The 22,147-nt window shown below is 72.5% G+C and carries 16 protein-coding genes; 7 read left to right on the top strand and 9 right to left on the bottom strand.

Going from position 1 to position 22,147, the window contains the following annotated elements; translation table 11 throughout:
• Window positions 1-147 precede the first annotated feature (147 nt).
• From LMH63_RS03905 to LMH63_RS03890, 4 genes are read right to left on the bottom strand one after another with little or no spacing between them, the layout of a single operon-like run.
• Window positions 148-1,179 carry a M14 family metallopeptidase gene (locus LMH63_RS03905; protein ID WP_109676082.1) on the bottom strand — a complete coding sequence of 344 codons (1,032 nt, stop codon included), beginning with the start codon at window positions 1,177-1,179 and terminating at the stop codon, window positions 148-150.
• Window positions 1,179-2,612: a glutamate-cysteine ligase family protein gene (locus LMH63_RS03900; RefSeq protein WP_109676084.1), complete on the bottom strand. Its 1,434-nt coding sequence runs from the start codon at window positions 2,610-2,612 to the stop codon at window positions 1,179-1,181. Before LMH63_RS03900 ends, LMH63_RS03905 begins: the two co-directional genes overlap by 1 nt.
• A gap of 21 nt (window positions 2,613-2,633) precedes the next feature.
• The gene (gene murU / locus LMH63_RS03895) at window positions 2,634-3,308 is read right to left on the bottom strand and encodes an N-acetylmuramate alpha-1-phosphate uridylyltransferase MurU (protein WP_109676086.1); all 675 of its coding nucleotides are present in this window, start codon (window positions 3,306-3,308) and stop codon (window positions 2,634-2,636) included.
• Window positions 3,305-4,330, bottom strand: a complete 1,026-nt coding sequence (locus LMH63_RS03890) for an aminoglycoside phosphotransferase family protein (RefSeq protein WP_109676088.1) — start codon at window positions 4,328-4,330, stop codon at window positions 3,305-3,307. Before LMH63_RS03890 ends, murU begins: the two co-directional genes overlap by 4 nt.
• A 176-nt stretch (window positions 4,331-4,506) precedes the next feature.
• Here LMH63_RS03890 and LMH63_RS03885 point away from each other — a divergent pair, with 176 nt between their 5' ends.
• The 7 genes from LMH63_RS03885 (at window position 4,507) to LMH63_RS03855 (ending at window position 13,651) form a co-directional block, all read left to right on the top strand.
• Window positions 4,507-6,732, top strand: coding sequence for an LPS-assembly protein LptD (locus tag LMH63_RS03885; protein ID WP_158280282.1), 2,226 nt, complete (start codon window positions 4,507-4,509; stop codon window positions 6,730-6,732).
• Window positions 6,733-6,762: 30 nt separating this feature from the next.
• On the top strand, window positions 6,763-8,049 hold the full coding sequence (locus LMH63_RS03880) for a peptidylprolyl isomerase (protein WP_109676093.1): 1,287 nt from the start codon (window positions 6,763-6,765) through the stop codon (window positions 8,047-8,049).
• Window positions 8,046-9,014 (top strand): 4-hydroxythreonine-4-phosphate dehydrogenase PdxA, encoded by a 969-nt coding sequence (pdxA, locus tag LMH63_RS03875; protein WP_109676095.1) that lies wholly within the window; start codon window positions 8,046-8,048, stop codon window positions 9,012-9,014. Before LMH63_RS03880 ends, pdxA begins: the two co-directional genes overlap by 4 nt.
• Window positions 9,015-9,809, top strand: a complete 795-nt coding sequence (gene rsmA, locus LMH63_RS03870; protein ID WP_109676097.1) for a 16S rRNA (adenine(1518)-N(6)/adenine(1519)-N(6))-dimethyltransferase RsmA — start codon at window positions 9,015-9,017, stop codon at window positions 9,807-9,809. It begins immediately after the preceding gene.
• Window positions 9,810-10,313: 504 nt separating this feature from the next.
• On the top strand, window positions 10,314-10,745 hold the full coding sequence (locus LMH63_RS03865) for a universal stress protein (RefSeq protein WP_109676099.1): 432 nt from the start codon (window positions 10,314-10,316) through the stop codon (window positions 10,743-10,745).
• An 879-nt stretch (window positions 10,746-11,624) separates the two neighbouring features.
• The gene (locus tag LMH63_RS03860) at window positions 11,625-12,461 is read left to right on the top strand and encodes a symmetrical bis(5'-nucleosyl)-tetraphosphatase (RefSeq protein ID WP_109676101.1); all 837 of its coding nucleotides are present in this window, start codon (window positions 11,625-11,627) and stop codon (window positions 12,459-12,461) included.
• Window positions 12,462-12,523: 62 nt separating this feature from the next.
• Window positions 12,524-13,651, top strand: coding sequence for a TRAP transporter substrate-binding protein (locus LMH63_RS03855; protein ID WP_146205166.1), 1,128 nt, complete (start codon window positions 12,524-12,526; stop codon window positions 13,649-13,651).
• Between the two features lie 52 nt (window positions 13,652-13,703).
• On the opposite strand, the gene LMH63_RS03850 is transcribed toward LMH63_RS03855, so the two are convergent.
• The 5 genes from LMH63_RS03850 to LMH63_RS03830 form a co-directional block, all read right to left on the bottom strand.
• Window positions 13,704-14,030 carry a type 1 pili tip component gene (locus tag LMH63_RS03850; protein WP_109676105.1) on the bottom strand — a complete coding sequence of 109 codons (327 nt, stop codon included), beginning with the start codon at window positions 14,028-14,030 and terminating at the stop codon, window positions 13,704-13,706.
• A gap of 120 nt (window positions 14,031-14,150) precedes the next feature.
• Window positions 14,151-15,509: a metalloprotease PmbA gene (gene pmbA, locus LMH63_RS03845; RefSeq protein WP_109676107.1), complete on the bottom strand. Its 1,359-nt coding sequence runs from the start codon at window positions 15,507-15,509 to the stop codon at window positions 14,151-14,153.
• A gap of 588 nt (window positions 15,510-16,097) precedes the next feature.
• Window positions 16,098-17,558 carry a metalloprotease TldD gene (gene tldD / locus LMH63_RS03840; RefSeq protein WP_109676110.1) on the bottom strand — a complete coding sequence of 487 codons (1,461 nt, stop codon included), beginning with the start codon at window positions 17,556-17,558 and terminating at the stop codon, window positions 16,098-16,100.
• Window positions 17,559-17,598: 40 nt separating this feature from the next.
• On the bottom strand, window positions 17,599-18,420 hold the full coding sequence (locus LMH63_RS03835) for a carbon-nitrogen hydrolase family protein (RefSeq protein ID WP_199225574.1): 822 nt from the start codon (window positions 18,418-18,420) through the stop codon (window positions 17,599-17,601).
• Window positions 18,413-22,147 (bottom strand): YhdP family protein, encoded by a 3,735-nt coding sequence (locus tag LMH63_RS03830; RefSeq protein WP_109676114.1) that lies wholly within the window; start codon window positions 22,145-22,147, stop codon window positions 18,413-18,415. The genes LMH63_RS03835 and LMH63_RS03830 overlap by 8 nt, the downstream gene beginning before the upstream one ends.

Here is a 22,147-nt window from a genome sequence, read left to right as displayed (position 1 = left end):
CAGCCGACGCTCGAGAAAACACAACGACACGACGGACACAACGATTCACAACGTAAGAGATTGATCCACTTATCCGTTGTGCCTCGTTGTGTCCGTGGTGTCGTTGTGTTTTCCACACCCACCGAATCAGGCCAGCAGAACTCTGACTTACCCGGTGGCCTGTTCCTCCAGGCGGATGCGTTCCATGAAGTAGCAGAGGCAGTCCTGGTAGATGACGCGGACGTCGCGGGTCAGCATGGCCGGGAAGACCCGGCGGCGGGTGCGCAGGCTGCCGTCGCGACACTCCAGGTAGTGCGGGGTCACGTCGGCGCCGTCGTTGTCGGTGACGATCACCGGTCGGCGATGGCCATGCACGCGGCCGAGCTCGGTGCCGGCCGGCAGCTCGCGGAAATTCAGCCGGTCGATGTCCTCCAGCAGGCTCAGATCCTCGCCCTCGGGCTCCAGCCCGAAGCGGCAGTCCCGCGCGACTCGCGCCACCGCCACGGTGTGATAGACCCCGAGGTCGCCCGGCACCACGTGCGCCGGCACGTGCTCCAGCGCCAGCGCCGAGCGCAGGAAGTCCTCGGCGTGATCCACCGCCCCGGCGCTACCGCTCTGCCCGCATTCCAGGGTCACCGCCGGGCAGAAGCGGGCGAAGGCGAGGGACTGCACCCCCTGGGGCCGGGTGAAGTACACCACCGTGCGCGAGAACAGCGACGCCAGCGCCAGGAAGTCGGGCGCCAGGCGGTTGACGCAGGCGTAGTGCGGGTTGATGCCGGTGTTGTTGTGGATGTCGACGCTGGCGAAACAGCCCCGCGCCTGCAGGCGCTCGGTGACCGTCGCCATGATGCCGGCCTCCGGCGCGCTCGGCGTGAGCGTGCCCGGCCACACCCGGTTGTAGTCCACCTGCCCGTCCAGCCGGCGAACGCCGGCCGCGGCTGCGTCGACATTGCCGATGAACAGCGACAGCGCCCGCGGCAGCTCCCGGGCCTGGCCGGCGTAGCGGCGCAGCAGCCGCTGCACGGCAGCGAAGCCGGTGTGCTCGTTGCCGTGGGCGAGCACGCTGACGAACAGTGGCGGCTGCCGCCGCCCGCTGAGGTGGATCAGGGTGGGGCCACCGAGCAGCCCCGCCAGCCGCTGCGGCGCGGCCGTCAGCAGGGCCTCCGGCAGATGGTCGAGCTCACGCAGTTGCGGGGTCATCAGTCCACATCCCATCGGTGCACCGGCACCCCGGTGCGCTGGCGCGCCAGGTAGGCCAGCACCAGGGCCTGACGGTCACGCCCATGACGCGCGCGCCAGGCCCGTTGCCAGGCGGAACCAGTGCGCCCGCGGGCCACCCGTTCCGCCACCGGGGCGAGCCAGCTTTCGGCCTCGCCGGCGGGCACGCCGCGGGCCTGCAGCCCGAGGTGCGCCAGCGGCAGCAGCTCGTCGAGGATCAGCCCGCGCAGCGGGCGCTCTCCGCCCGGCCAGCGCACCGTGGCCGCCAGCCCCTCGCGGGCGGCGCGGTAGAAGTTGTCCTCGGCCACGGCGAACGAGAGCTCGCTCTCGATGGGCCGCGAGCGTGCGGCAAGCCCGCAGGCGGCGCCGAAGAAGAACGCCGCGTTGGCGACCATGTCCGTGACCGTCGGGCCAGCGGACATCACCCGGTGCTCCACCCGCAGATGCGGCCGTCCCTGGCCATCGAAGCCCACCAGCGGCCGGTTCCAGCGCCATATGGTGCCATTGTGCAGAGTCAGGTGGGGCAGCCGCGCCGGGTCATCGCTGGCGGTGACCGGCAGCAGCACCGCATAGCGCTCCAGGTTCTCCCGGAACAGCTCGAACAGTCCCTCGCGGGCGTAGCCGGAGCCGAAGGTCACCCGCGCCCGGGGGCCGGCGTGGCCGTCCCGCGGGGGGCCCATCTCCACCGCCTGCTCGAACAGCGGAATGCGACTCTCCTCCCAGAGCGAGTGCCCGAACAGCGCCGGCGCATTGGCGGCCAGTGCCACGGTGGCCGCCGACAGCACCACGGCCGCGTTATAGACCCGCGCGGCCTCCGCCGGCGCCACCTGCAGGTGGACCTGCAGCGAGGTGGCCGCTGCCTCCAGCATGACGTCGGACTGAGCGCAGCGCAGCGGCTCGGCGCCGTCGATCTCCAGGCCCAGGGGCTCGCGGTTGCGCAGCAGCAGCACCTGCTCGTTCAGCGCCCGGTAGCGGGCCAGCGGCGTCATGTGGGCGACGTCCAGATCCTCGTGGCGCAGCGACGGCAGGATGCCAACGAACACCAGTGCGCCGTTGCGCCCGCGGGCGATCTCGGCGACGCGCCCGGCAAGCGCGCCCAGCTCGTCGGCCATGGCGGAGAGGCTGCGGCCGGCGAGCCGTCGCGGATGCGTGTTCAGCTCCAGGTTGTACCGCGCGAGCTCGGGCACCACCCGCCCGTCAGCGACCGCATCGATCACCTCGGTATTGAGCGCTGCCGGCCGCCCGAGCGCGTCCACCAGCCAGGCCTCGACCTCGGCGCCGATGCAGGCGGGCTCCGCGGCGAGCCGACCGGTCCGCTGCCACTGGCGCAGGCGCTCGGTCTCCTCGGTCAGGGCCTGGCGGAAACGGCGGAAATCGGACTCCGTGAAGCGTCGGCCGCGGATCTCCGTGCCCATGGCGATCTCCCTGCGCGTGCCTCAGACCGACGGCGCCGCCAGCCGGCGCCGCAGCGCCTGCAGCCGTTCCGGCGTGCCCACATCGCTCCATGCCCCGTGATGGTAGCCGCCGGTGACCGCCCCCGCCGCCGCGGCGGCCTGCAGCAGCGGCGCCAGGCGGAAAGCCCCGGTGGCATGGTCGGCCAGGAGCGCCGGGCGATAGCAGCCGATACCGGCGAAGGTCAGACGCCGCCCGGGCCCGTCGTTGCGAACCCGGTTGCCGTTCAGCACGAAGTCGCCCGCCGGATGGTGCGGCGGGTTGTCCACCAGCACCAGGTGCGCCAGCCCCTGCGGGGCCGCCGGCAGCCGGGCCGGGTCGAAATCGCTCCAGACGTCGCCGTTGACCACCCAGAACGGGGCGTCGCCAAGCAGCGGCAGTGCGCGGTGGATGCCTCCGCCGGTCTCCAGGGCCGTGGCACCCTCATCGGAGATGCAGACCTCCAGACCCCAGGCCCGGCCGTCCCCGACGTGGGCGCGGATCTGCTCACCGAGCCAGGCGACATTGACCACCACACGCTGCACCCCCGCCGCCGCCAGTGCCTCCAGGTGCCAGTCGATCAGCGCCTTCCCGCCCACCTCCAGCAGCGGCTTCGGGCGGTGGTCGGTGAGCGGGCGCATGCGCTCGCCGCGACCCGCGGCCAGGATCATGGCGTTCATGCCCTGCCCTCCGGTGACGGCAGGGCGGCGACGGCCTCACGCAGGTCGGCCAGCTCCGGATAGGGCGCGAACTCCCGGTCCAGATAGCGCAGGAAGCGCGGCGCCTCGGCAATGTAGCGCGGCTTGCCGTCGCGGTGGCAGAGCCGGGCGAAGATCCCCAGCACCTTCAGGTGCCGCTGCGCCGCCATGAGGTCCAGGGCGGGCGCCAGCGGCTCGGGTACGGGCAGCCCGGCGGCCATCGCCGCCGCCTGATAGCGCCGGACCCAGCGCGCCTCCTGTTGCGGCGACCACTCGATGAAGGCATCCCGCAGCAGGCTCGCGAGGTCGTAGGTGATGGGGCCATGCACGGCGTCCTGGAAGTCGATAACGCCGGGATTGGGGTCGGCAGGCAGCAGATTGCGCGGCATGTAGTCCCGATGCACCCAAACGTGGGGTTGCGCCAGCGCCGCGTCGACCAGTGCCGCCCGCCCCGCCCGCCAGGCTGCCTGCCAGTCGCTGCCCGGGGTGAGACCCAGATGCCGCCCGACGTACCAGGTGGGGAAGAGATCCAGCTCCCGCTCGAGCAGTGCCCGGTCGTAGGGCGGCAGCACCCCGTCCCGGCTCGCCGCCTGCCAGCGCACCAGCGCGTCCACCGCATCGTCCAGCAGCGGCTCCGGCCGGGCCTCGCCGGCCAGCAGCACGTCCAGGTAGGTGTCCCCCCCCAGATCCTCCAGCAGCAGATAACCGCGCCCGGCATCCGCGGCCAGCACCGCCGGGGCGTGCAGCCCCGCCACCCGCAGCAGCCGCGCCACCCGCAGGAACGGCTCGCAGGGCTCGCGCTCCGGCGGCGCGTCCATGGCGATGGCGGTGCCGCCGCCATGGTGGACCCGGAAGTAGCGCCGGAAGCTGGCGTCCGCCGAGGCCACCTCGAGCCGTATCGCGCGGCTGCCCAGAACCTCGGTGAGCCAGGTGTGCAGGCCCGCGAGGCGGGGATCGGTGGCGTCGCCGGGACCGGCGCCGGGAGTTTCGGGTTCGCTGCTCAACGTATACAGTTCCGCGGACTCACGTGGGGGAAGCTATGCCGCCCGGGTTCCGGGCCCGGGCAGCCTGTTCCGGAACAGTAAACGTGAACGCCAGTACCGCCAAACGCCCAGCCCGGATAGCCCCGCCCCGGCCCCGGCCCGGCCCGCAGCGCCGGATCCCCGGGCTGGGCGGGTCGGTGGCACTCGCCGCGCTGGTCGCCGCCAGCAGTGCCCACGCCCAGGAGGGCGGGCGCTGGGCGTTGTGCGGCGCGCTGCTGGTACCGCCGGTGGAGGGCGATCCAGCCGCCCGCAGCGCCCCGGATACACCCGTTCGCGGTCGTGCCGAGCGGGCGGTGGTGGAGGCGGACGAGGGCGTCTACGTCCTCACCGGCGACGCCGAGCTGACCCGGGCCGACCAGCGTATCCGCGCCGAGCGACTGCGCTACCGGGCCGCCACCGGGGAGCTGCGTGCCCGCGGGGGCGTGGAGCTGCTGGACCGCGGCACGCTGGTCCGCGGCGAGCGCCTGGACTATGACCTCGACAGCGACAGCGGCCGCTTCGAAGGCGTGGCGGAATACCGCATCGCCGCCGGCCACCTTCAGGGCCGAGCCGAGGCGGTGATCGCTGACGGCCCAATGCGCAGCCGGTATCAGGGCGTGAGCCTCACTACCTGCAATCCCGGCGAGGAGGTCTGGTGGCTGCATGCCGGTGAGGTGAGCATCGACCGTGAGGCCCGTCAGGGCTCGGCCTGGAACGCCTGGCTGTCGATCTGGAACGTGCCGGTCTTCTACACGCCGTATATCACGTTCCCGGTGGGCACTGATCGCAAGAGCGGTTTCCTCGCCCCTACGCTGGGGCGATCGGACGAGGGCGGCGCGAGCTTCAGCCTGCCCTACTACTGGAACATCGCCCCCAACTACGACGCCACCCTGACCCCGGAGATCTTCGCCGAGCGCGGCCTGCTGCTCGGCGGCGAGGTGCGCTATCTCGAACGCTGGGGCCGCGGCGAAGTGGGGGGCGCCTATCTGCCAGGGGACAACGTCTTCGGTGACGACCGCTGGTCCATCGAGCAGCGCCACCGCTGGCGCGCCGGTGACCGGGTCCGCATCGAGCTCGAGCAGCAGCGGGTAAGCGACCCGTTCTACGTGGACGACTTCAGCACCGATTTCGACCGCCGCTCGGCCTCCTTCCTCGAGAGCTTCGGCACGGTGTCCTGGGCTGCCGGCGATTTCCGGGCCAGCCTGGACGCCCAGGCCTGGCAGAGCCTCGACCCGGACATCGCCGCTGCCAGTGAGCCCTATGCCCGGGAGCCACGCCTGCAGGCGGCCTACGACCCGCTGCGCTCGCCGCTGCCACTGGCGTTCAGCATCAGCGGCGAGCTCACGGAATTCACCCATCCCGCGCCCGAGGCCCGGGACACGGGGAGCCGGCTGGACCTCTCGCCACGCGTGGCGCTGCCCCTGCGCACCCTCGGCTACTACGTGGAGCCCGCGGTGACCTGGCGCTACACGGCCTACGATCTGGACCGCCCGGATGCCAGCCTGCCGGAGCGCCCGGAACGCTCGCTGCCGGTGTACACGGTGGATGCCGGGCTGTTCCTGGAGCGGCCCTCGCAGCTGTTCACCGGTGTGCGCCAGACCCTGGAGCCGCGGGCGTTCTACCGCGCCGCCCCGACGCGGGATCAGGACCAGCTGCCGCGGTTCGACACCGGCCGCAGCGCCACCACCTTCGGCCAGCTGTTCCGCGAGTCGGCCTTCACCGGGCCGGATCGGGTGGAGGACGGCGAGCGCCTGAGCCTCGGCCTCACCACCCGCTTTGTCGACGAGCGCAGCGGGCGGGAATACCTGCGCGCCTCCGGCGGGCAGATCCTCTATTTCGAGGATCGGGAGGTGACCCTCTCCGGCGAGCCGGACCGGCGCGAGCGCTCGGAGTACGTCACCGAGCTGCGGCTGTCGCTGCCGCGCGGTTTCAGCGCCCAGGCAGACTATCGCTGGGATCCGGAGGCGAGCGGCAACTCCGACCTGCGCACGCTGCTGCAGTGGCGTGGCAGCGCCACCCAGGTGATCAACCTCGGGCTGCGCCGGCGCGAGGTGGACGGTGTGCGCACCCTGGATCAGGGCGAGCTCAGCTTCGCCCTGCCCATCGGCCCGCGCTGGCGGGTGTTCGGCGGCGTCATCCAGGACTTCGAGCTCGATCAGCCCCAGCAGCGCTTCGCCGGCCTGCAGTACGATGCCTGCTGCCATGCCCTGCGGCTCACCCACCGCGAGTATCTTGACCGCGACCCCGGGCGCGACGGCGCCACCCTGGAGAGCCAGATCCTGCTGGAGCTGGAACTCAAAGGCCTGGGCGGCATCGGTGATAGCATAGTGAGCTTCCTGGAGAACGAGATCCGCGGCTATCGCCCCGGTCCGTTCGGCTACTGAAAACCCCGACCCGCGCTGTCCGGAGGACCCATGGTCCGCGCCCTGCTCGTCCCGCTGCTGCTCGCTGCCAGCCTGCTCCCCGCCCAGGCCGAGGAGCAGCTGCTTGATCGCATTGTCGCCGTGGTGAACGACGACGTCGTCCTGCTCTCGGAGTTCGAGGCCGAGCTCGCCGCCGTGCGCGCCCAGCTTCGCCAGCGCAACGTACGCATGCCGCCGGCGGAGGAACTGCGCCGACAGGTGCTTGAGCGCCTGGTGATGCAGACGCTGCAGCTCAACGTCGCCGAGCGCCAGGGCATCACCGTGGACAGCGCGACGCTGGACGCCGCGGTGCGGCGGGTGGCGGAGCAGAACAACATGTCCCTGTCGCGCTTCCGGGATGCGCTGTCGGCCGAGGGGTTGACCATGGCGGAGTTCCGCGAGCGCCTGCGCCGGGAGATCTTGCTCTCGCGCCTGCGCCAGCGGGAGATGCAACGGCGGGTCAACGTCACCGATCAGGAGATCGAGCAGTTCCTCGCCCAGAACCGGGACGACAGCACCGAGTACCGGCTCGCCCAGATCCTGATCTCCGTGCCCGAGGCGGCGTCGGCGGAGGCCATCGAAGGGGCCCGGGACGAGGCGGAGTCCGTTCTCGCCGAGCTCGAGGCCGGTACCGACTTCGCTACCGTGGCGGCCACCTATTCCGATGCCCGCAACGCCCTGGAGGGCGGCGACCTCGGCTGGCGCGGCGCCGCCCAGGTCCCCGAGCCCGTTGCCGACCGCGTGGCGCAGATGTCACCGGGTGACATCACCCCGGTCCTGCGCAGCCCCGCGGGCTTTCACGTCTTCCAGCTCCAGGACCGGCGCAGCACCGAGCAGCGCCTAGTGACCCAGACGCGAGTCCGCCACATCCTGATCGAGCCGAACGAAGTGGTGACCGATACCGACGCCCGCCTGCGCCTGGAATCACTGCGCGAGCGCATTCAGGGCGGGGCGTCGTTCGCGGAGCTGGCGCAGGCGAACTCCGATGACGCCGCCAGCGCCTCCGAGGGCGGCAGCCTCGGCTGGATCGACCCCGCGGCGACGCCGCCGCAGTTCGAGGAGGTGCTGCGCTCGCTGGAGCCCGGCGAGCTTAGCGAGCCCTTCCGCACCGGGTCCGGCTGGCACCTGGTGCTGCTCGAGGAGCGCCGCCAGCGCGACGTGACCGAGGAGATCGCGCGCTCCGAGGCCGCCGAGGCGATCCGCGAGCGCAAGGAGGAGGAACAGACGGAGCTCTGGCTGCGGGAGCTGCGCGAGGAGGCCTTCGTCGAATACCGCCTCGGCGAGGGACTCGCTTCGTGAACACCCCGCGGCCGTGTATCGCGGTCACCCCCGGCGAGCCTGCCGGCATTGGCCCGGAGCTGGTGGCGGCCCTGGCCGGCGAGGACCTGGGGGCACGGGTGGTGGCGGTGGCCGATCCGGAGCTGCTGGGCGCCCGGGGCGCGACCGGCCTGGTGCCATTCGATCCCGAGCGGGAGCCCCGGGCAGGCACACTTGAGGTGCTGCCGGTGTCGCTGCGGCGCCCGGCGGTGCCGGGGCGGCTCGATCCCGCCAACGCCGCCTACGTGCTGGAGACGCTGCGCCGCGCCGGCGAGGGCTGCCTCGCGGGGCGCTTCGCGGCCATGGTCACGGCCCCGGTGCACAAGGGCGTGATCAACGAGGCCGGCGTGCCCTTCAGCGGCCACACCGAGTTCCTCGCCGAGCTCACCGGTGCCCGAATGCCGGTGATGATGCTCACTGCCGGTAGCCTGCGGGTCGCGCTCGCCACCACGCACCTGCCGTTGCGGGCCGTGCCGGACGCCATCACCGCCGAACGCCTGGAGACCGTTATCCGCATCCTGGTGGGTGACCTGGAGTGCCGCTACGGCCTCGCCGCTCCCCGGGTGCTGGTGGCGGGCCTGAACCCCCATGCAGGCGAGGGCGGGCACCTCGGCGGCGAGGAGATCGAGCTGATCATCCCGCTGCTGGAGCGCCTGCGGGCCGAGGGCCTGAACCTGGTCGGTCCGCTGCCGGCGGACACCCTGTTCACGCCCCGAAGCCTGCAGGGCGCGGACGCCGTGCTCGCGATGTATCACGATCAGGGCCTGCCCGTGCTCAAGCACGCGGGTTTTGGCCGGGCGGTGAACGTCACCCTCGGCCTGCCCATCGTCCGCACCTCGGTGGATCACGGCACCGCCCTGGATCTCGCCGGCAGCGGCCGGGCGGAGGGCGGCAGCCTGCGGGCAGCAATCGCCGAGGCGGTGGCGCTGGCTCGGGTCGCCGCCTGAATGGCGCACCGGCCCCGGCGCCGCTTCGGCCAGAATTTCCTGCACGACCCGGGCGTCCTGCGCCGCATGGTGGCGGCCATCAACCCCACCCCCGGCGACGCCTTTCTGGAGATCGGCCCCGGCCAGGGCGCCCTTACCCTGCCGCTGCTCGAGCGCGCCGGCGCGCTCACCGCCATCGAGCTGGATCGGGATCTGATCGAACATCTCCGCACGGCGGCAGCGGACCGCGGTGCGCTGACGCTGCATGCCGGGGACGCCCTCGGCTACCCGGTTGCCGAGCTGGCCCCGGCGGACGGCCGGCGGCTGCGCATCGTCGGCAATCTGCCCTACAACCTGTCCACGCCGCTGCTGTTCCATCTCACGGCCAGCCCCCTGCTGGTCACTGATCTGCACCTGCTGCTCCAGCGCGAGGTGGTCACGCGCATGGCCGCGGGTCCGGGCGGCCGCGACTATGGCCGGCTGTCGGTGATGCTGCAGTACCGCTGCCGGGTGATCCCGCTGTTCGACATCGGCCCCGGTGCCTTCCGGCCGCCGCCGCGGGTAACCTCCACCTTCGTGCGGCTCGTGCCCCACAGCGAACCGCCGGTGGTGGTGCCGGACGAGGCCGCCCTCGGGCGCGTCGTCGCCGCCGCCTTCGCGGCGCGCCGCAAGACCCTGCGCAACAGCCTCGGCGCGCTGCTCCCCGCCGAGCGCATCGCCGCGGCCGGCATCGACCCGGGCACCCGCGCGGAGCGCCTGTCCCTGGAGGACTTCGCCGCCCTCGCCCGGGCACTGCCCGGAGCTGCCACGTCGTGAGGATGCGACAGGCTCGGACTGACGTTCCCGCGACGCTGCGGCGCATCGCGCATGGCGCCTGCGGCAGTGCGCAGGGCGGTTTCCCGGCATGGGTTCCGCGACCGCTCGGTACACCAGCGCGTGGTGCCCGAGGACGGAACCGTGTGCCTCCCGACATCGGTGCCAGCCGCCGCGGGCACGAGAGATCCCATGGGCGTAGGTCGTGCGCGGCGAAGCCGCGTGCGACATCCCGGGTTCGTAGCCATCGCAGGTCGGGAACCGCCGCAGGCGGTACCCGACACGCCGGGCAGGCGAATCGGCGACATCGGCATCAGCGGATGCCGCGCCGAGGCGCGGCGGTCGGCGAGCGCTGTGCGCTTGCCGACCTGACGCCGAATTCATGGGAGCGCCGGATCCGCGTCGGCACTGGCGTGATTCACGGCACGACGCGGCATTCTGCGCACGCAGAAAACTGCGTTAGTCTGCAAGCAGCGACAGGCAGAGATCCGAGCGGAGGGGAGCGCGATGGCGGCCTATCGGGAGATCCTGCTGGCGGTGGACTTCCAGCCGGACTGCGAGCGCGTGGCGGAACGGGCGGTGGACGTGGCCGAGCGCTACGGCGCCTCGCTCACGCTGCTGCACGTGGTGGAGAATCTGCCCGTGGAGCCCGGCAACGAGCTGATGATCCCACCGGCGACGACGGTGGAGTCGGAGCTGCTGGAGAACGCCGAACGGCGCCTCGCGGAACTGGGCAGACGGCTCGGCATCCCGGCCGAGCGCCAGCATGTCACTGTCGGCCAGACCAAGTATCAGGTGGTGACCTTCGCCGAGGAAAACGGCGTCGATCTGATCGTGGTCGGCAGCCACGGCCGCCACGGGCTCGCGCTGCTGCTCGGCTCCACGGCCAACGCCCTCCTGCACGGCGCCAAGTGCGACGTGCTCGCGGTGCGGCTCTAGGGTCGGGCGCCGAGGCTGGCCCCGGCGCGGCCGTGCTCAGATGTAGGGCAGCAGCATGGACACCGTCATCGCCAGGACGACGGTGATGCTCAGGGAAGTGAGAAGGTCCGGCCTGCGGAAGCGACGGCGGGATTCGGACATGGATAGCCTCGCAACGTAATGCTGGACGGATCCGGTACACCCGGCGGGTGACCACCAATCATGACTGACGTCCGAAACCTAGCACAAGCCCCCGCGTTTCCTCGCAAAATCCGTCACATTCCGGCGATCCCGTCGCCCCGGGCACCGGCGGCACCGGCCCAGCGGCTCCGCTAGGCGAACGACCGGCACCCACGCGGGGTGCGCCCGGCCCCGCCGGCGCACCAGCCCGCATATCTCACCGATTCGCGAAGCGAGGGCGTGGAGATGGCGGGCAGGAGATGGGCAGCACGGAGCCCTTCCCGCGGGCCTCTGGCCGCACAGCGCGCGTGCAGACAAGGCGCGCTGCGCAGCGCTGTACCGCGAGTACAGTCAAGCAGCGCAACGCCGGCTGCGCGCGCGCCGTGCGGCCCCGCAGGGCGCTTCAGAGCGGCGCCCTGGACTGCGTTGGCGTTCTTGCAAAGGGCTACGGCCATTCGCTGCGAACGCCGCCTTGCCAGGTCGCCGCTCTGAAGCGCAGAGGCCCGCGGGAAGGGCTCCGCGCTGCCCAACGCGCGGGAGAGTCCGGGCGCGCAGGCGTACTCGACAGTACGTCGAGCACCCGGACCGAGCGCAACGCAGTACTGCCCGCCAGATCCGCGCCCGCAGCCGTGAATCGGTGAGATATGCGGGCTAGAATAAGCGTTGTTGCGCTGCGCCATACCACCGCCCCAGGGCGGTTTCCGGCCAACGGGAGGTTGCATGGCGGTCTACGCCATTGGCGACGTTCACGCCTGTCTCGATCCCCTGCGGCGGCTGCTGGACCGGCTCGGGTACGATCCCGCGGCGGATACGCTCTGGTTTACGGGGGACCTGGTGAACCGCGGACCCGACTCCGCCGGCACCCTGCGTTTCGTCCGCGGCCTCGGCCGCAGGGCCCACGTCGTCCTCGGCAACCACGATCTGCATCTGCTCGCGGTCCGGGCGGGTCACGGCGAGCTGCGCCGCAGCGATACTCTGGAGCCGCTGCTGCGCGCGGCGGACGGGGATGAGCTGCTGGACTGGCTCCAGCAGCGGCCGCTGCTGCACGAAGACGCCGAGCTGCCGTTCGTTCTGGTGCACGCCGGGCTGCCGCCCCAGTGGGACATCGCCACCGCCCGACGGCTCGCCCGCGAGGCCGAGGCAGCGCTGCGCGGGCCGGACAGTGACCCGCTGTTCGCGCATCTGTACGGCGACCAGCCGGACCGCTGGCAGGAATCGCTGACCGGCTGGGAGCGGCTGCGCTACATCATCAATGCCTTCACCCGGCTGCGCTTCTGCGATGCCGAGGGCCGCCTGCTGTTTCGCTACAAGGGGCCGCCGGAACAGGCGCCGGCGGATCACTACCCCTGGTACGCCGCACCGGGGCGACGGCATCGCCCGGAGGACGGCACCCTGATCACGGGCCACTGGTCCACCCTCGGGCTGCGCCGCGGCCCCGGCTACATCACGCTGGATACCGGCTGCCTCTGGGGCGGCCAGCTGACCGCGGTGCGCCTGGACGACCCGCGGATACCGGTAACCGCGCTGCCCTGTCCGGCGGCGCGAACACCCGGGTAGTTTCCGGACGATCTGCGGGCCAGACAGATCCGGATCCGAGGGTGAGACGAGGAGGAGCACCCGTGCGAAGAGAGACGGCAGAGGCGAGCGCTGCGGTGCCTGTGGGCCGGCTTGGCCGACCGCTGCGGCTGGGGATGGCCGCGGCGCTGGCGCTCGCGAGCGTCGGCGCTGCCAGTGCCCAGCCCGCCGAGCTGACGGTGGGCATGGCGTTCTCCTCGCGACTGCCGGCGCTGGGCAGCCCGGCGGCGTGGGTGTCCGAGCGCCTGGAGACCCTCACCGACGGCAGCCTCACCCTCGCCCTGCAGGAGCCGGGGGAGGCCCCGCCGCCCCAGGGCCTGCTGCCGGCCGTGAGCGCCGGCGAGCTCGACGCCGCCTATACCTGGCCCGGCTATGACCGCCAGCATCTGCCGGCCGCGGTGCTCTTTTCCGCGGTCCCCTTCGGCATGAAGCCGTGGGCGTTCCAGGCCTGGTACCGTTTCCGCGGCGGTGAGGCGCTGATGCAGGAGGTCTACGCCGGGGCGGGCTACGCGGTGCACCTGGAGCTGTGCGGGCTGGTCAGTCCGGAGACGGCCGGCTGGTTCCGCGGGCCCGTGGAGAGCCTGCAGGCGTTTGATGGCCTGGATATCCGCTTCGCCGGCCTCGGCGGGGACGTCCTCGCCCGCCTCGGCGCGGATGTGCACCGGCTGCCGGACTTCGCCATCAACGAGGCTCTCGAGGACGGCGTGATCGACGCCACCGAGTTCTCGATTCCGGTGGTGGACCAGCGCCTCGGTCTCGACCAGCTGCTCAAGTTCAATCTGCTCCCCGGCTGGCACCAGCCCTCCAGTGCCCAGTACCTGATGGTGAACCGCGCGCGCTGGGAGGCGCTTACTGAGCGGCAGCGCGGACTCATCCGGCTTGCCTGCCAGGCGGCCACCGGCCGGGCGCTGGCCGAGGCGGAATCCGCCAACGCCGAGAGCCTGCGCCAGCAGCAGGCCTACGGCGTGCGCATCGCGAGCATTCCGGAGCGTGTGCTGCACCAGCTTGCGGACGTGGCGCAGACCGTCATCCGCGAGCAGGCAGAGGCGGACGAGGCGTTCGCCCGGGTGTGGGCGGCGCAACGCGAATTCATGGCCGATTACGTCCCCTGGGACAACCGTGCCCACGTTCCCGCGAGCGTCTACGAGCGCCTCTACCTGGAAGCCGACTGAGGGGGCACCCCGGTCGGAGGTGCATTCAGCACCCGGAGCCCCGGGGAAAACGCTACTCCTCCTCGAGGCGGCGCAGGTGCTCCCGGGTCAGTGACTGGAAACGGGGAGTCAGGCCGGCGTCCTCGTAGATCGGGTCGCCGTGCTCGTCCTCGCTCACCACGCGCCGGCCCGGCACGTAGGGGAACGCGGCCTCGACCTCGTCCAGCGCCGCGGAGAGAAGGTCCGTGATGATGTCCTGCTCGGAGCGCCCCGGATACATCTCGGCCAGCGCGGCGAGCTTGGCCGCGTCGTGCACGGGCAGACGCACGCTGTAGAACTCCCGGGTACGCCGCTCACCGGCGGATCGCTCCCAGGCCTCCAGGAGATCACGGATCTTCATAGCACTCCTCGCCGCTGGTCAGGACATCGACACGCCGGCCGCGGGCGGGGACACCGCACGCCGGCCGGCGCCTGCCAAGCATCCCATCCCCCGCAGGGAGCGGCAAGGACCAGCGGTACCCTATTCCCCGGCAATGGTGAGCCCCTCGACCAGCAGCGAGCCGCAGCGGATATTCCCGCGGCGGTCGATGTCGGCGCCCACCGCCGCCAGGTTGCGGAACATCTCCCGCAGGTTGCCGGCGACGGTGATCTCCTCCACCGGATAGGCTATGGCCCCGTCCTCGACCCAGAAGCCCGCGGCGCCGCGGGAGTAGTCCCCGGTCACCGGGTTGACGCCCTGCCCCATGAGCTGGGTCACCAGCAGGCCGCGGTGCATGTCGCGGATAAGGGCCTCAAGCCCGCGCTCGCCGCCGCTGACGGTGAGATTGTGCACGCCTCCAGCGTTGCCGGTGGTGATCATGCCGAGCTTGCGGGCCGAATAGCTGGAGAGCACATAGCCCTGCAGCACCCCGTCCTCCACCAGCGCCCGGGGGCGCGTGGCCACGCCCTCGGCGTCGAAGGGTGCACTGCCGAGCGCCCGGGGCAGGTGCGGCGCCTCGTGCATCTGCACGAACTCGGGGAAAATCCGGCTGCCGAGGCTGTCGACGAGGAACGAGGCCCGGCGGTAGAGGCTGCCGCCGGAGACAGCCCCGACGAAGTGGCCGATGAGCGAGCGCGCCACCGGCGCAGCGAACAGCACGGGCGCCGAGGTGGTGCCAAGCCGGCGTGCCCCGAGCCGACGCGCCGTGCGCTCGCCGGCCTCGCGCCCGACATCCGCCGCAGCCTCCATGTCCCCTGCCGCCCGGGCCGCGCTGAACCAGTGCTCGCGCTGCATCTGCTCGCCCTCACGGCCCACCACGACGCAGCCGAGCCCGTGCTGGGAGGCGGCGAAGCCGCCGACGAAACCGTGGCTGTTGCCGTAGGCGTTGACCGCCTCGCCGGTGGAGAGCTCGGCGCCGTCGGAGTTGGTCAGCCGCGAGTCCACCGCCAGCGCCGCGGCCTCGCATTCCCGCGCGAGCTCGATGGCCGCCTCCGGGGTGATGTCCCAGGGGTGATAGAGATCGAGATCCGGCACCTCGGCGGCCAGATGCTCGGGATCTGCCAGGCCGGCGCACGGGTCGACGGAGGTATGGCGGGCGATGTCCAGCGCGGCGCGCACGGTCTCGCGGATCGCCGCCTCGCTGTAGTCCGCGGAGCTCGCCGAGGCCTTGCGGCCGTCGCAGTACACGGTGACGCCCAGACCGCGGTCACGCATGTGCTCGAGGGTTTCCACCTCGCCCCGGCGCACCTTCACCGCCAGCCCACGACTCGCGCTCGCGGAGACCTCGGCGGCGTCCGCTCCCGCACGCTTCGCCTCGGCCAGCGCAAACCGCACCAGCCCCTCGATCTCCCCCACCGGGGGCAGCTCACGGCTCGCGGCGAGATGGCTCTGCTCGGTCATGTCATCACCTCGGCGGTTCTGGGCCCCTTGAGGGCCCCGTTTCGCGTCTCGAGTTCAAGGTTTCGCGAGCCGGCTCGGGCGTAGGTCGTGCGCGGCACCGCCGCGCGCGACATCCGCTGCCCCAGTGGTTCGCGGATCAGCCGCCACGCGTTCCGGGCCGGCATCGTGTGCGGGTTGGCGGGACCCTCTGCGGCAGGGATGCCGCAGTGGAGCCTACACGGATGTATTCACGGCGTGTCCCGCCAACCCGTACACGATGCCGGCCCTGGCACCGGGCGTTGGCGCTACCGGAGCGCCGCGGGGCCACCGGATGTCGCACGCGGCGGTGCCGCGCACGACCTACAACAATTCGCACCGAGGCAAGCCCCGGGTCACCAATGCTCCCGCGGATCGGCCACCCGGCGCCCGGGTTGCCGGGATCGTGCGCCGCCTGGCGGGACCCTTGGCGGCAGGGATGCCGCCATGGAGCGTACAAGGATGTATTCACAGCGTGTCCCGCCAGGCGGTGCACGATCCCGGCATGGGCACCGTGCTCGACCATTACGACCACGCCGCGGATCCCGGATCCTCAGACTCGCAGCCCATCGCTCAACCGACCTCGGTCCCCCCCACCGTGAGGCCGTCGATCTTCATCGTGGGCTGGCCCACGCCCACCGGGACGCTCTGGCCCTCCTTGCCGCAGGTGCCGATGCCCGTGTCGAGCTCGAGATCGTTGCCCACCATGCTCACCCGGGTGAGCGCGTCGGGGCCGTGGCCGATCAGCGTCGCGCCCTTCACCGGGCGGGTGACCCGGCCGTTCTCGATCAGGTAGGCCTCGCTGGCCGAGAAGACGAACTTGCCCGAGGTGATATCCACCTGGCCGCCGCCGAAGTTCACCGCATAGAGGCCGCGGTCCACCGAGGCGATGATCTCCTGCGGATCATGCGGCCCGGGCAGCATGTAGGTGTTGGTCATCCGCGGCATGGGCAGATGAGCGTAGGACTCGCGGCGGCCGTTGCCGGTGGGGGCCGTGCCCATCAGGGCGGCGTTGTGCCGGTCCTGCATGTAGCCGCGCAGCACCCCCTTCTCGATGAGGACGTTGTAGCCGCTCTCCGTGCCCTCGTCATCGACGTTCAACGAGCCTCGGCGTCCGGCGAGGGTGCCGTCATCCACCACCGTGCACAGCGGCGAGGCCACCCGCTCACCCAGGCGCCCGGCAAAGGCCGAGGTGCCCTTGCGGTTGAAGTCGCCCTCGAGGCCGTGGCCCACCGCCTCGTGCAGCAGGATGCCGGCCCAGCCGGAGCCGAGCACCACCGGCAGCGTGCCCGCGGGCGCGGGCACGGCCTCCAGGTTCAGCAGCGCCTGCCGTACGGCCTCACGGGCGTAGCCGAGGGCGCGGCCGGACTCGCGGAAGAAATCGTAGCCAGTGCGGCCGCCGCCGCCGGCGCTGCCGCTCTCGCGGCGGCCATCCTGCTCGGCGATGACGCTGACGTTGAGCCGGACCATGGGGCGGACATCGCCCACCAGGCAGCCGTCGGCGTCGGCCACCAGGACCACGTCCTGCACACCCACCAGGCTGACCACCACCTGATCGACGCGCGGGTCGGCGGCGCGGGCCGCGGCATCCACCTCCCGCAGCAGGGCCACCTTGTCGTCGGCGGTCATGCTGTCGAGGGGATTCAGGGGCTCGTAGAGCGCCCGGCCGCCTCCGCCCTGCCAGGCCTGGACGCGCTGGCTGCCGCCCTGCCGGGCGATCGCCCGGGCGGCGCTGGAGGCCTCCAGCAGCGCCGGCAGCACGATCTCGTCGGAGTAGGCGAAGCCGGTCTGCTCGCCGGCGATGGCGCGAACGCCCACGCCCTGATCGAGATTCCGGTTGCCCTGCTTGATGATGCCGTCCTCGAGCACCCAGGACTCGCTGCGACGAACCTGGAAGTAGAGGTCCGCGGCGTCGACGCCCGGGCTCATGAGCGTGCCGAACGCGCGCTCCAGGTCGCTCTCCGCGAGCCCCGCGGGCGCCAGCAGCGCATCGCGGGCCGTTTCCAGATTCCGGGCCGTCAGTTCGCTGCTCATGGATCCTCTCCCGTGTCCGTTGCCGGCGGCCGCACCGGTCTCAGGCCAGGGTACGGCGATGCTCCAGTGCCGGGAAGCGCTGGCGGAGGTCGGCGAGCACCTCCCGCTCCATGGTCGCCTGGACCACGCCCGGCCCGAGGCTGCGCCGCGCCAGCACCCGGCCCCAGGGATCCACTACCATGCTCTCGCCATGGGTATGGCGCCCGGTGGGGTGCTCGCCCCCCTGGTCAGACGCCACGACGTAGCAGAGGTTCTCCACCGCCCGCGCCCGCACCAGGATCTCCCAGTGCGCGGCACCCGTGGTGGCGGTGAAGGCCGAGGGCACCACGAGGATCTCCGCACCGCGGTCCACCAGGGCGCGGTAAAGCTCGGGGAAGCGCAGGTCGTAGCAGATGGACAGCCCCACACGGCCCAGGGGGCAGTCGAAGCAGGCGAGGCCCTCACCCGGCTCGAGGCTTGCCGATTCCCGATACGCCTGGCCGTCCTCCAGGCGCACATCGAACAGGTGCATCTTGTCGTAGCGGGCCACGCGCGCGCCGTCCGGCCCGTAGACCAGGCAGGCCGCGCGCACGCGGTTGGGATCCTCGCCGCGCAGGGGTACCGTGCCCCCGACGAGGTGGATCCCATGGCGGCGGGCGGCGTCGGCCAGAAAGGCCTGCATCGGGCCGTCGCCGTCGTCCTCCGCCACCGCCAGCTTGTCGCGCTCGCGCCGGCCGAGGAAGCCGAAGTTCTCCGGCAGGACCACCAGGCCGGCGTTCGCCGCGGCGGCGCGGTCCACCAGCGCACCGGCGGAGTCGAGGTTGTTGGCGACATCGTCGCCGGAGACCATCTGTATCGCGGCCAGGCCGCTGCGCTCAGCCATTGTCGCCATCTCCCGAGCCGGCCGGAACCGCGGATACGGGAGTCACCCGCGGATTCTCCCAGCTCCCGGTAATGCGGTAGTTCAGTTGCGCCAGGCGGTCCAGGCCCGGCTCCAGCATCTCCTGCCCGAGCAGCAGGAGTACCGCGGCAGCGGGGCCACCTGCAAGGCCCCCGAGCAGGGGCAGCGTGGCGGAGAGCTGCGGCGTGACGCTCGCCCACTGGTCATAGGTGCGCTGGACGAGGTCGATGGTGCCACCGAGGCGCAGATTCGCGGTGGGACCTTCCAGGCGCAGGCGCTCGGTGGTCATCACGCCGTCGGCGATGCGGAATCGCCCCTGCAGCCGATCGAAGACAAGACCGGTGTCCACCAGATCGGAGAAGTCCAGGGCGAGCCGCCGCGGCAGCAGCGAGAGACTGAACAGCCCGACGGCGCGTCCGGCTCCCGGCTCCACCGCAGGCAGCGAGCCATCGCGCAGGTCGAAGCGGGCCTCGCCCGCCAGCGTCGTCAGGTCCGGCTGCAGCAGCGCGCCCTGCCAGGTCACACGGCCATCGGCCTCGCCGCTGCCACCGCGGAGCGCACTGCCGAGGCCGAGGGCGCCGAGGAAGGCCCCCGCATCGCCGGTTTCGAGGGACAGTGACAGACGGCTCGCGCCCTCGCCGCTCGCGCCTTCGCCGCTGAGCTGCAGAGCCACCTCTTCGCCGTCGAGGTCGACTACCAGGGTCCTGGCCCGGCCGTCCCGGGCATCCAGCTGCAGGTCAAGACGCCCGAGATCCTGCTCCGCGACGCTGAACCGACGCGCCTGCAGGATCAGCGCGAGGCGCCGGGGGAGCGCGAGCCCGTCGTCGCCGTCCGCCCTCGCCTCACCCGCGGCGGGCGCCTCCCGGCGCTCCAGGGCCAGGGCCTCCAGCTCGGCCCGCACCGGATCAAGGTCCGGAGCCAGCTCTACACGACCGCTCGCCGCGCCATCCAGCATTGCCCGCCAGCCGGCGCCGGCCGGCTCGGCCTGCATCCGGGTGGCACCGAGGCGCCAGCTCGCCGTCTCCACCCCGGCAAGCGCCAGATCCATGCGGCGCAGTGGCGGCAGGCCGCTGACCTCTTCAGCCCCGCCACGCAGGGCGGCCAGCTCTGACAGCGGCAGCACCGGCAGCTCGCCGCCAAGCACCAGCCCCGGCTCCCCCGGCGGCTGCGGCAGCTCGGGCCCGAGGTTGACCGCCAGTCGCGGCCGGCCGGCGGCGGGCCGCTCGCCCGCAGCGCTGAGCGTCTCCCCATAACGCAGGACCAGCGAAAGGTCACCGCCCGGCGCCAGGGTGACATCCAGGCGCGTGGCCCGCGCCTCGCCGACCGGCTTGCCCAGGTGGAGCGGCGCCTCCACCCGCGTCTGCTGCAACCCCGACTCCGCCTGGAACCGGGTCGGCCCCGGGGGCGCACGAAAGCCCGGGCGCTCCATGCGCAGCAGCCACTCCGAGCGCCCCTGGATGCGCTCCTCGAGGCGCTCGCCGCCGGGGAGATCCGCGGGCTCCAGGTTCGCCACCGCATCCACGATGATGCGGGCCGCCTCGCCTTCACCGTCGGTGCGGGCCCGCGCGAGGATCGTCTGCCCCGCGTAATCCGCCAGCAGCCGCTCGAAGGCGACGCCGTGGCTGTCGAAGCCCACGGTGCCCCGAAGGTTTTCCAGCCGCAGCGGCGCGTTGGTCAGGGCAAGCGCGGCGCCGGTGACGTCGAGCCGCCCATTGACCTGCGGCGGACGCCCCCGGAACGGCAGCGTCAGCGCGAGATCCAGCACCGTGTCGCCCTCCAGGCGCAGCGGGTCGAGACGCTCCGGGTTGCGCAACAGCGGGGCTTCGGCGAGAAAGCGCAGCAGAGCGGCGCCCGGCCCCTCCACCCGGCCCTCTATCTGCAGCCGGGGATCGCGCAGGTCCTCGATGGTCGCCGTCGCCTCGGCGATGGCGGCGTCGTAGATCCGGCCCTCTCTGGCGTCGATGCGCAGGCCGCCGTTGCGGAACTCGAGCTCGCCGCTGACGCCCTCCAGGGCCGGCCAGTCCGGATGAAAGGCAAAGCGGGTGTCCTCCGCCCGACCGCGCACGAGGAAGCTGCCGCCCCCCTCGGCGAACGGGAAGTCCCGCGCCGGGCCGAACAGCAGCAGTTCCGCCTCCGGCACCCGGCCGCTGACCACCGCGCTGTCGAGCCAGTCCGTCAGCCGCGCCGGCATGATCCCCGCCGGCAGGTAGCGCCCGGTGTGGGCGGCGTCCCCGTTCCGGGCGCGGGCGCGGATGTCGAGGAACGGCCCCCGCTCCGGATCCAGCCACACGCGGGCGGTGCCGGTGAGCAGTGCCCCCCTGATGCGGGCCTGCAGCCCGTCCAAATCGACCCTCAGCGTGCCCTCGGGCGGGCGCCACCAGGCGACGCTGCCGGCCACGCGGTCATAGCCGAGCGGGCCGCGGAACAGTCGCGGCAGGCGCAGCTCGCCAGCCCCCGCCCGCAGCTGCAGACGCCCCCCGCGCGGGCCGACGGCGAGCTCCCCGGAGACGGCGCTCGCCCCCGGCCAGGCACCGGTGGGCTGGCCGCTCACCTCCTCCAGCCGCCCCTTCAGGCGCCAGTCATCCGGCCCCGCTACCACCTGCGCAACGGCGAGCCGGCCCCGCGGGTCCAGGGCCGCCAGGCGCTCCCGCCACGCCGCCGGGAGGTCGGGCACGAAGGGCGCCATATCGGCGGCCAGTCCGAGATCGAGCCCTTCGAGTGCCAGGCGCCAGGGTGCACCGCCGTGACCGGAGGCGAGGCGCAGGGGACCAACGGCCCGTGGCTCCCCGCCGGCGCTGCGCACGTCGATACGACCCAGCGCCAGCTCCCAGCCGTCGCCGAGCGGCCGCCACTGGAAGTCGCCGGCCAGCCGGTCGAAGGCGCCATCCGCTGGTGCCAGCCCGCGGGCCCGGGCGGTGCCGCGCAGCGCCCGCAGCTTGCCGCCGTCCAGCGTGGCCCACAGCTCGCCGGCCAGTCGGGCGTCGCCCCCGGCTTCGGGGAAGTCGGCAGGCAGCCAGGGGCCCAGGCCTGCCGCCGGCCAGGCCTCCAGACGGGCGTACAGCCTTCCGTCCAGGAGTCGGTCGACGCCGGCGGCGTGCAGACGCAGGTCGAGGCGGCCGTCGCCATCTCCGGCGTGGCGCGCTACCACACCTACGCGCAGACCGTCTGCCCCGCGCTCGATGCGTATCGCCGCCGGCGCGAGGGAGACCCGGCCCCCGCGCCTTCGGTCCACCAGGTCGATGCTCAGGTCGTCGAGGGTGATATAGCGCGGGGGCACCTCCGCCTGCGGGGGCGGCAGACCCCGCAGGTCGAACTCCTCCTCGCCGGTGCGCACCAGCTCGATGGCCGCCCCGCGCAGGGCGACCTGATGCAGGCGCAGCTCACCGCCTGTGAGCGAGCCCCAGGGCGCCACCGTGACCGCCAGGTAGCGGATACGATTGGCCCCGCCCGGGCCGCTGATGACCACGTCCTCAAGCACCAGCGAGGGGCGCAGGCCGTCGAGGCGCGCGTCCATTCGGCCGATCGCCACCTCGCGATCGAGCATCCCGCCGAGCAGCGATTCGAGCTCCCCGCGCAGGCCGGGGGCTGCCGCGAGCACCAGACGGGTGGCGGTGAGGCTCAGCGCCGCGACCAGCAGCAGGCCGACCACGCTGTACAACAGTGCGGCGCGCAGCCGCTCGCGGCCGCGCGGAGACAGGAACTGGCGCAT

The sequence above is a fragment of the Spiribacter halobius genome, assembly GCF_020883455.1.
GTDB lineage: Bacteria > Pseudomonadota > Gammaproteobacteria > Nitrococcales > Nitrococcaceae > Sediminicurvatus > Sediminicurvatus halobius.
This window is presented reverse-complemented; position numbering and strand designations above follow the sequence as displayed.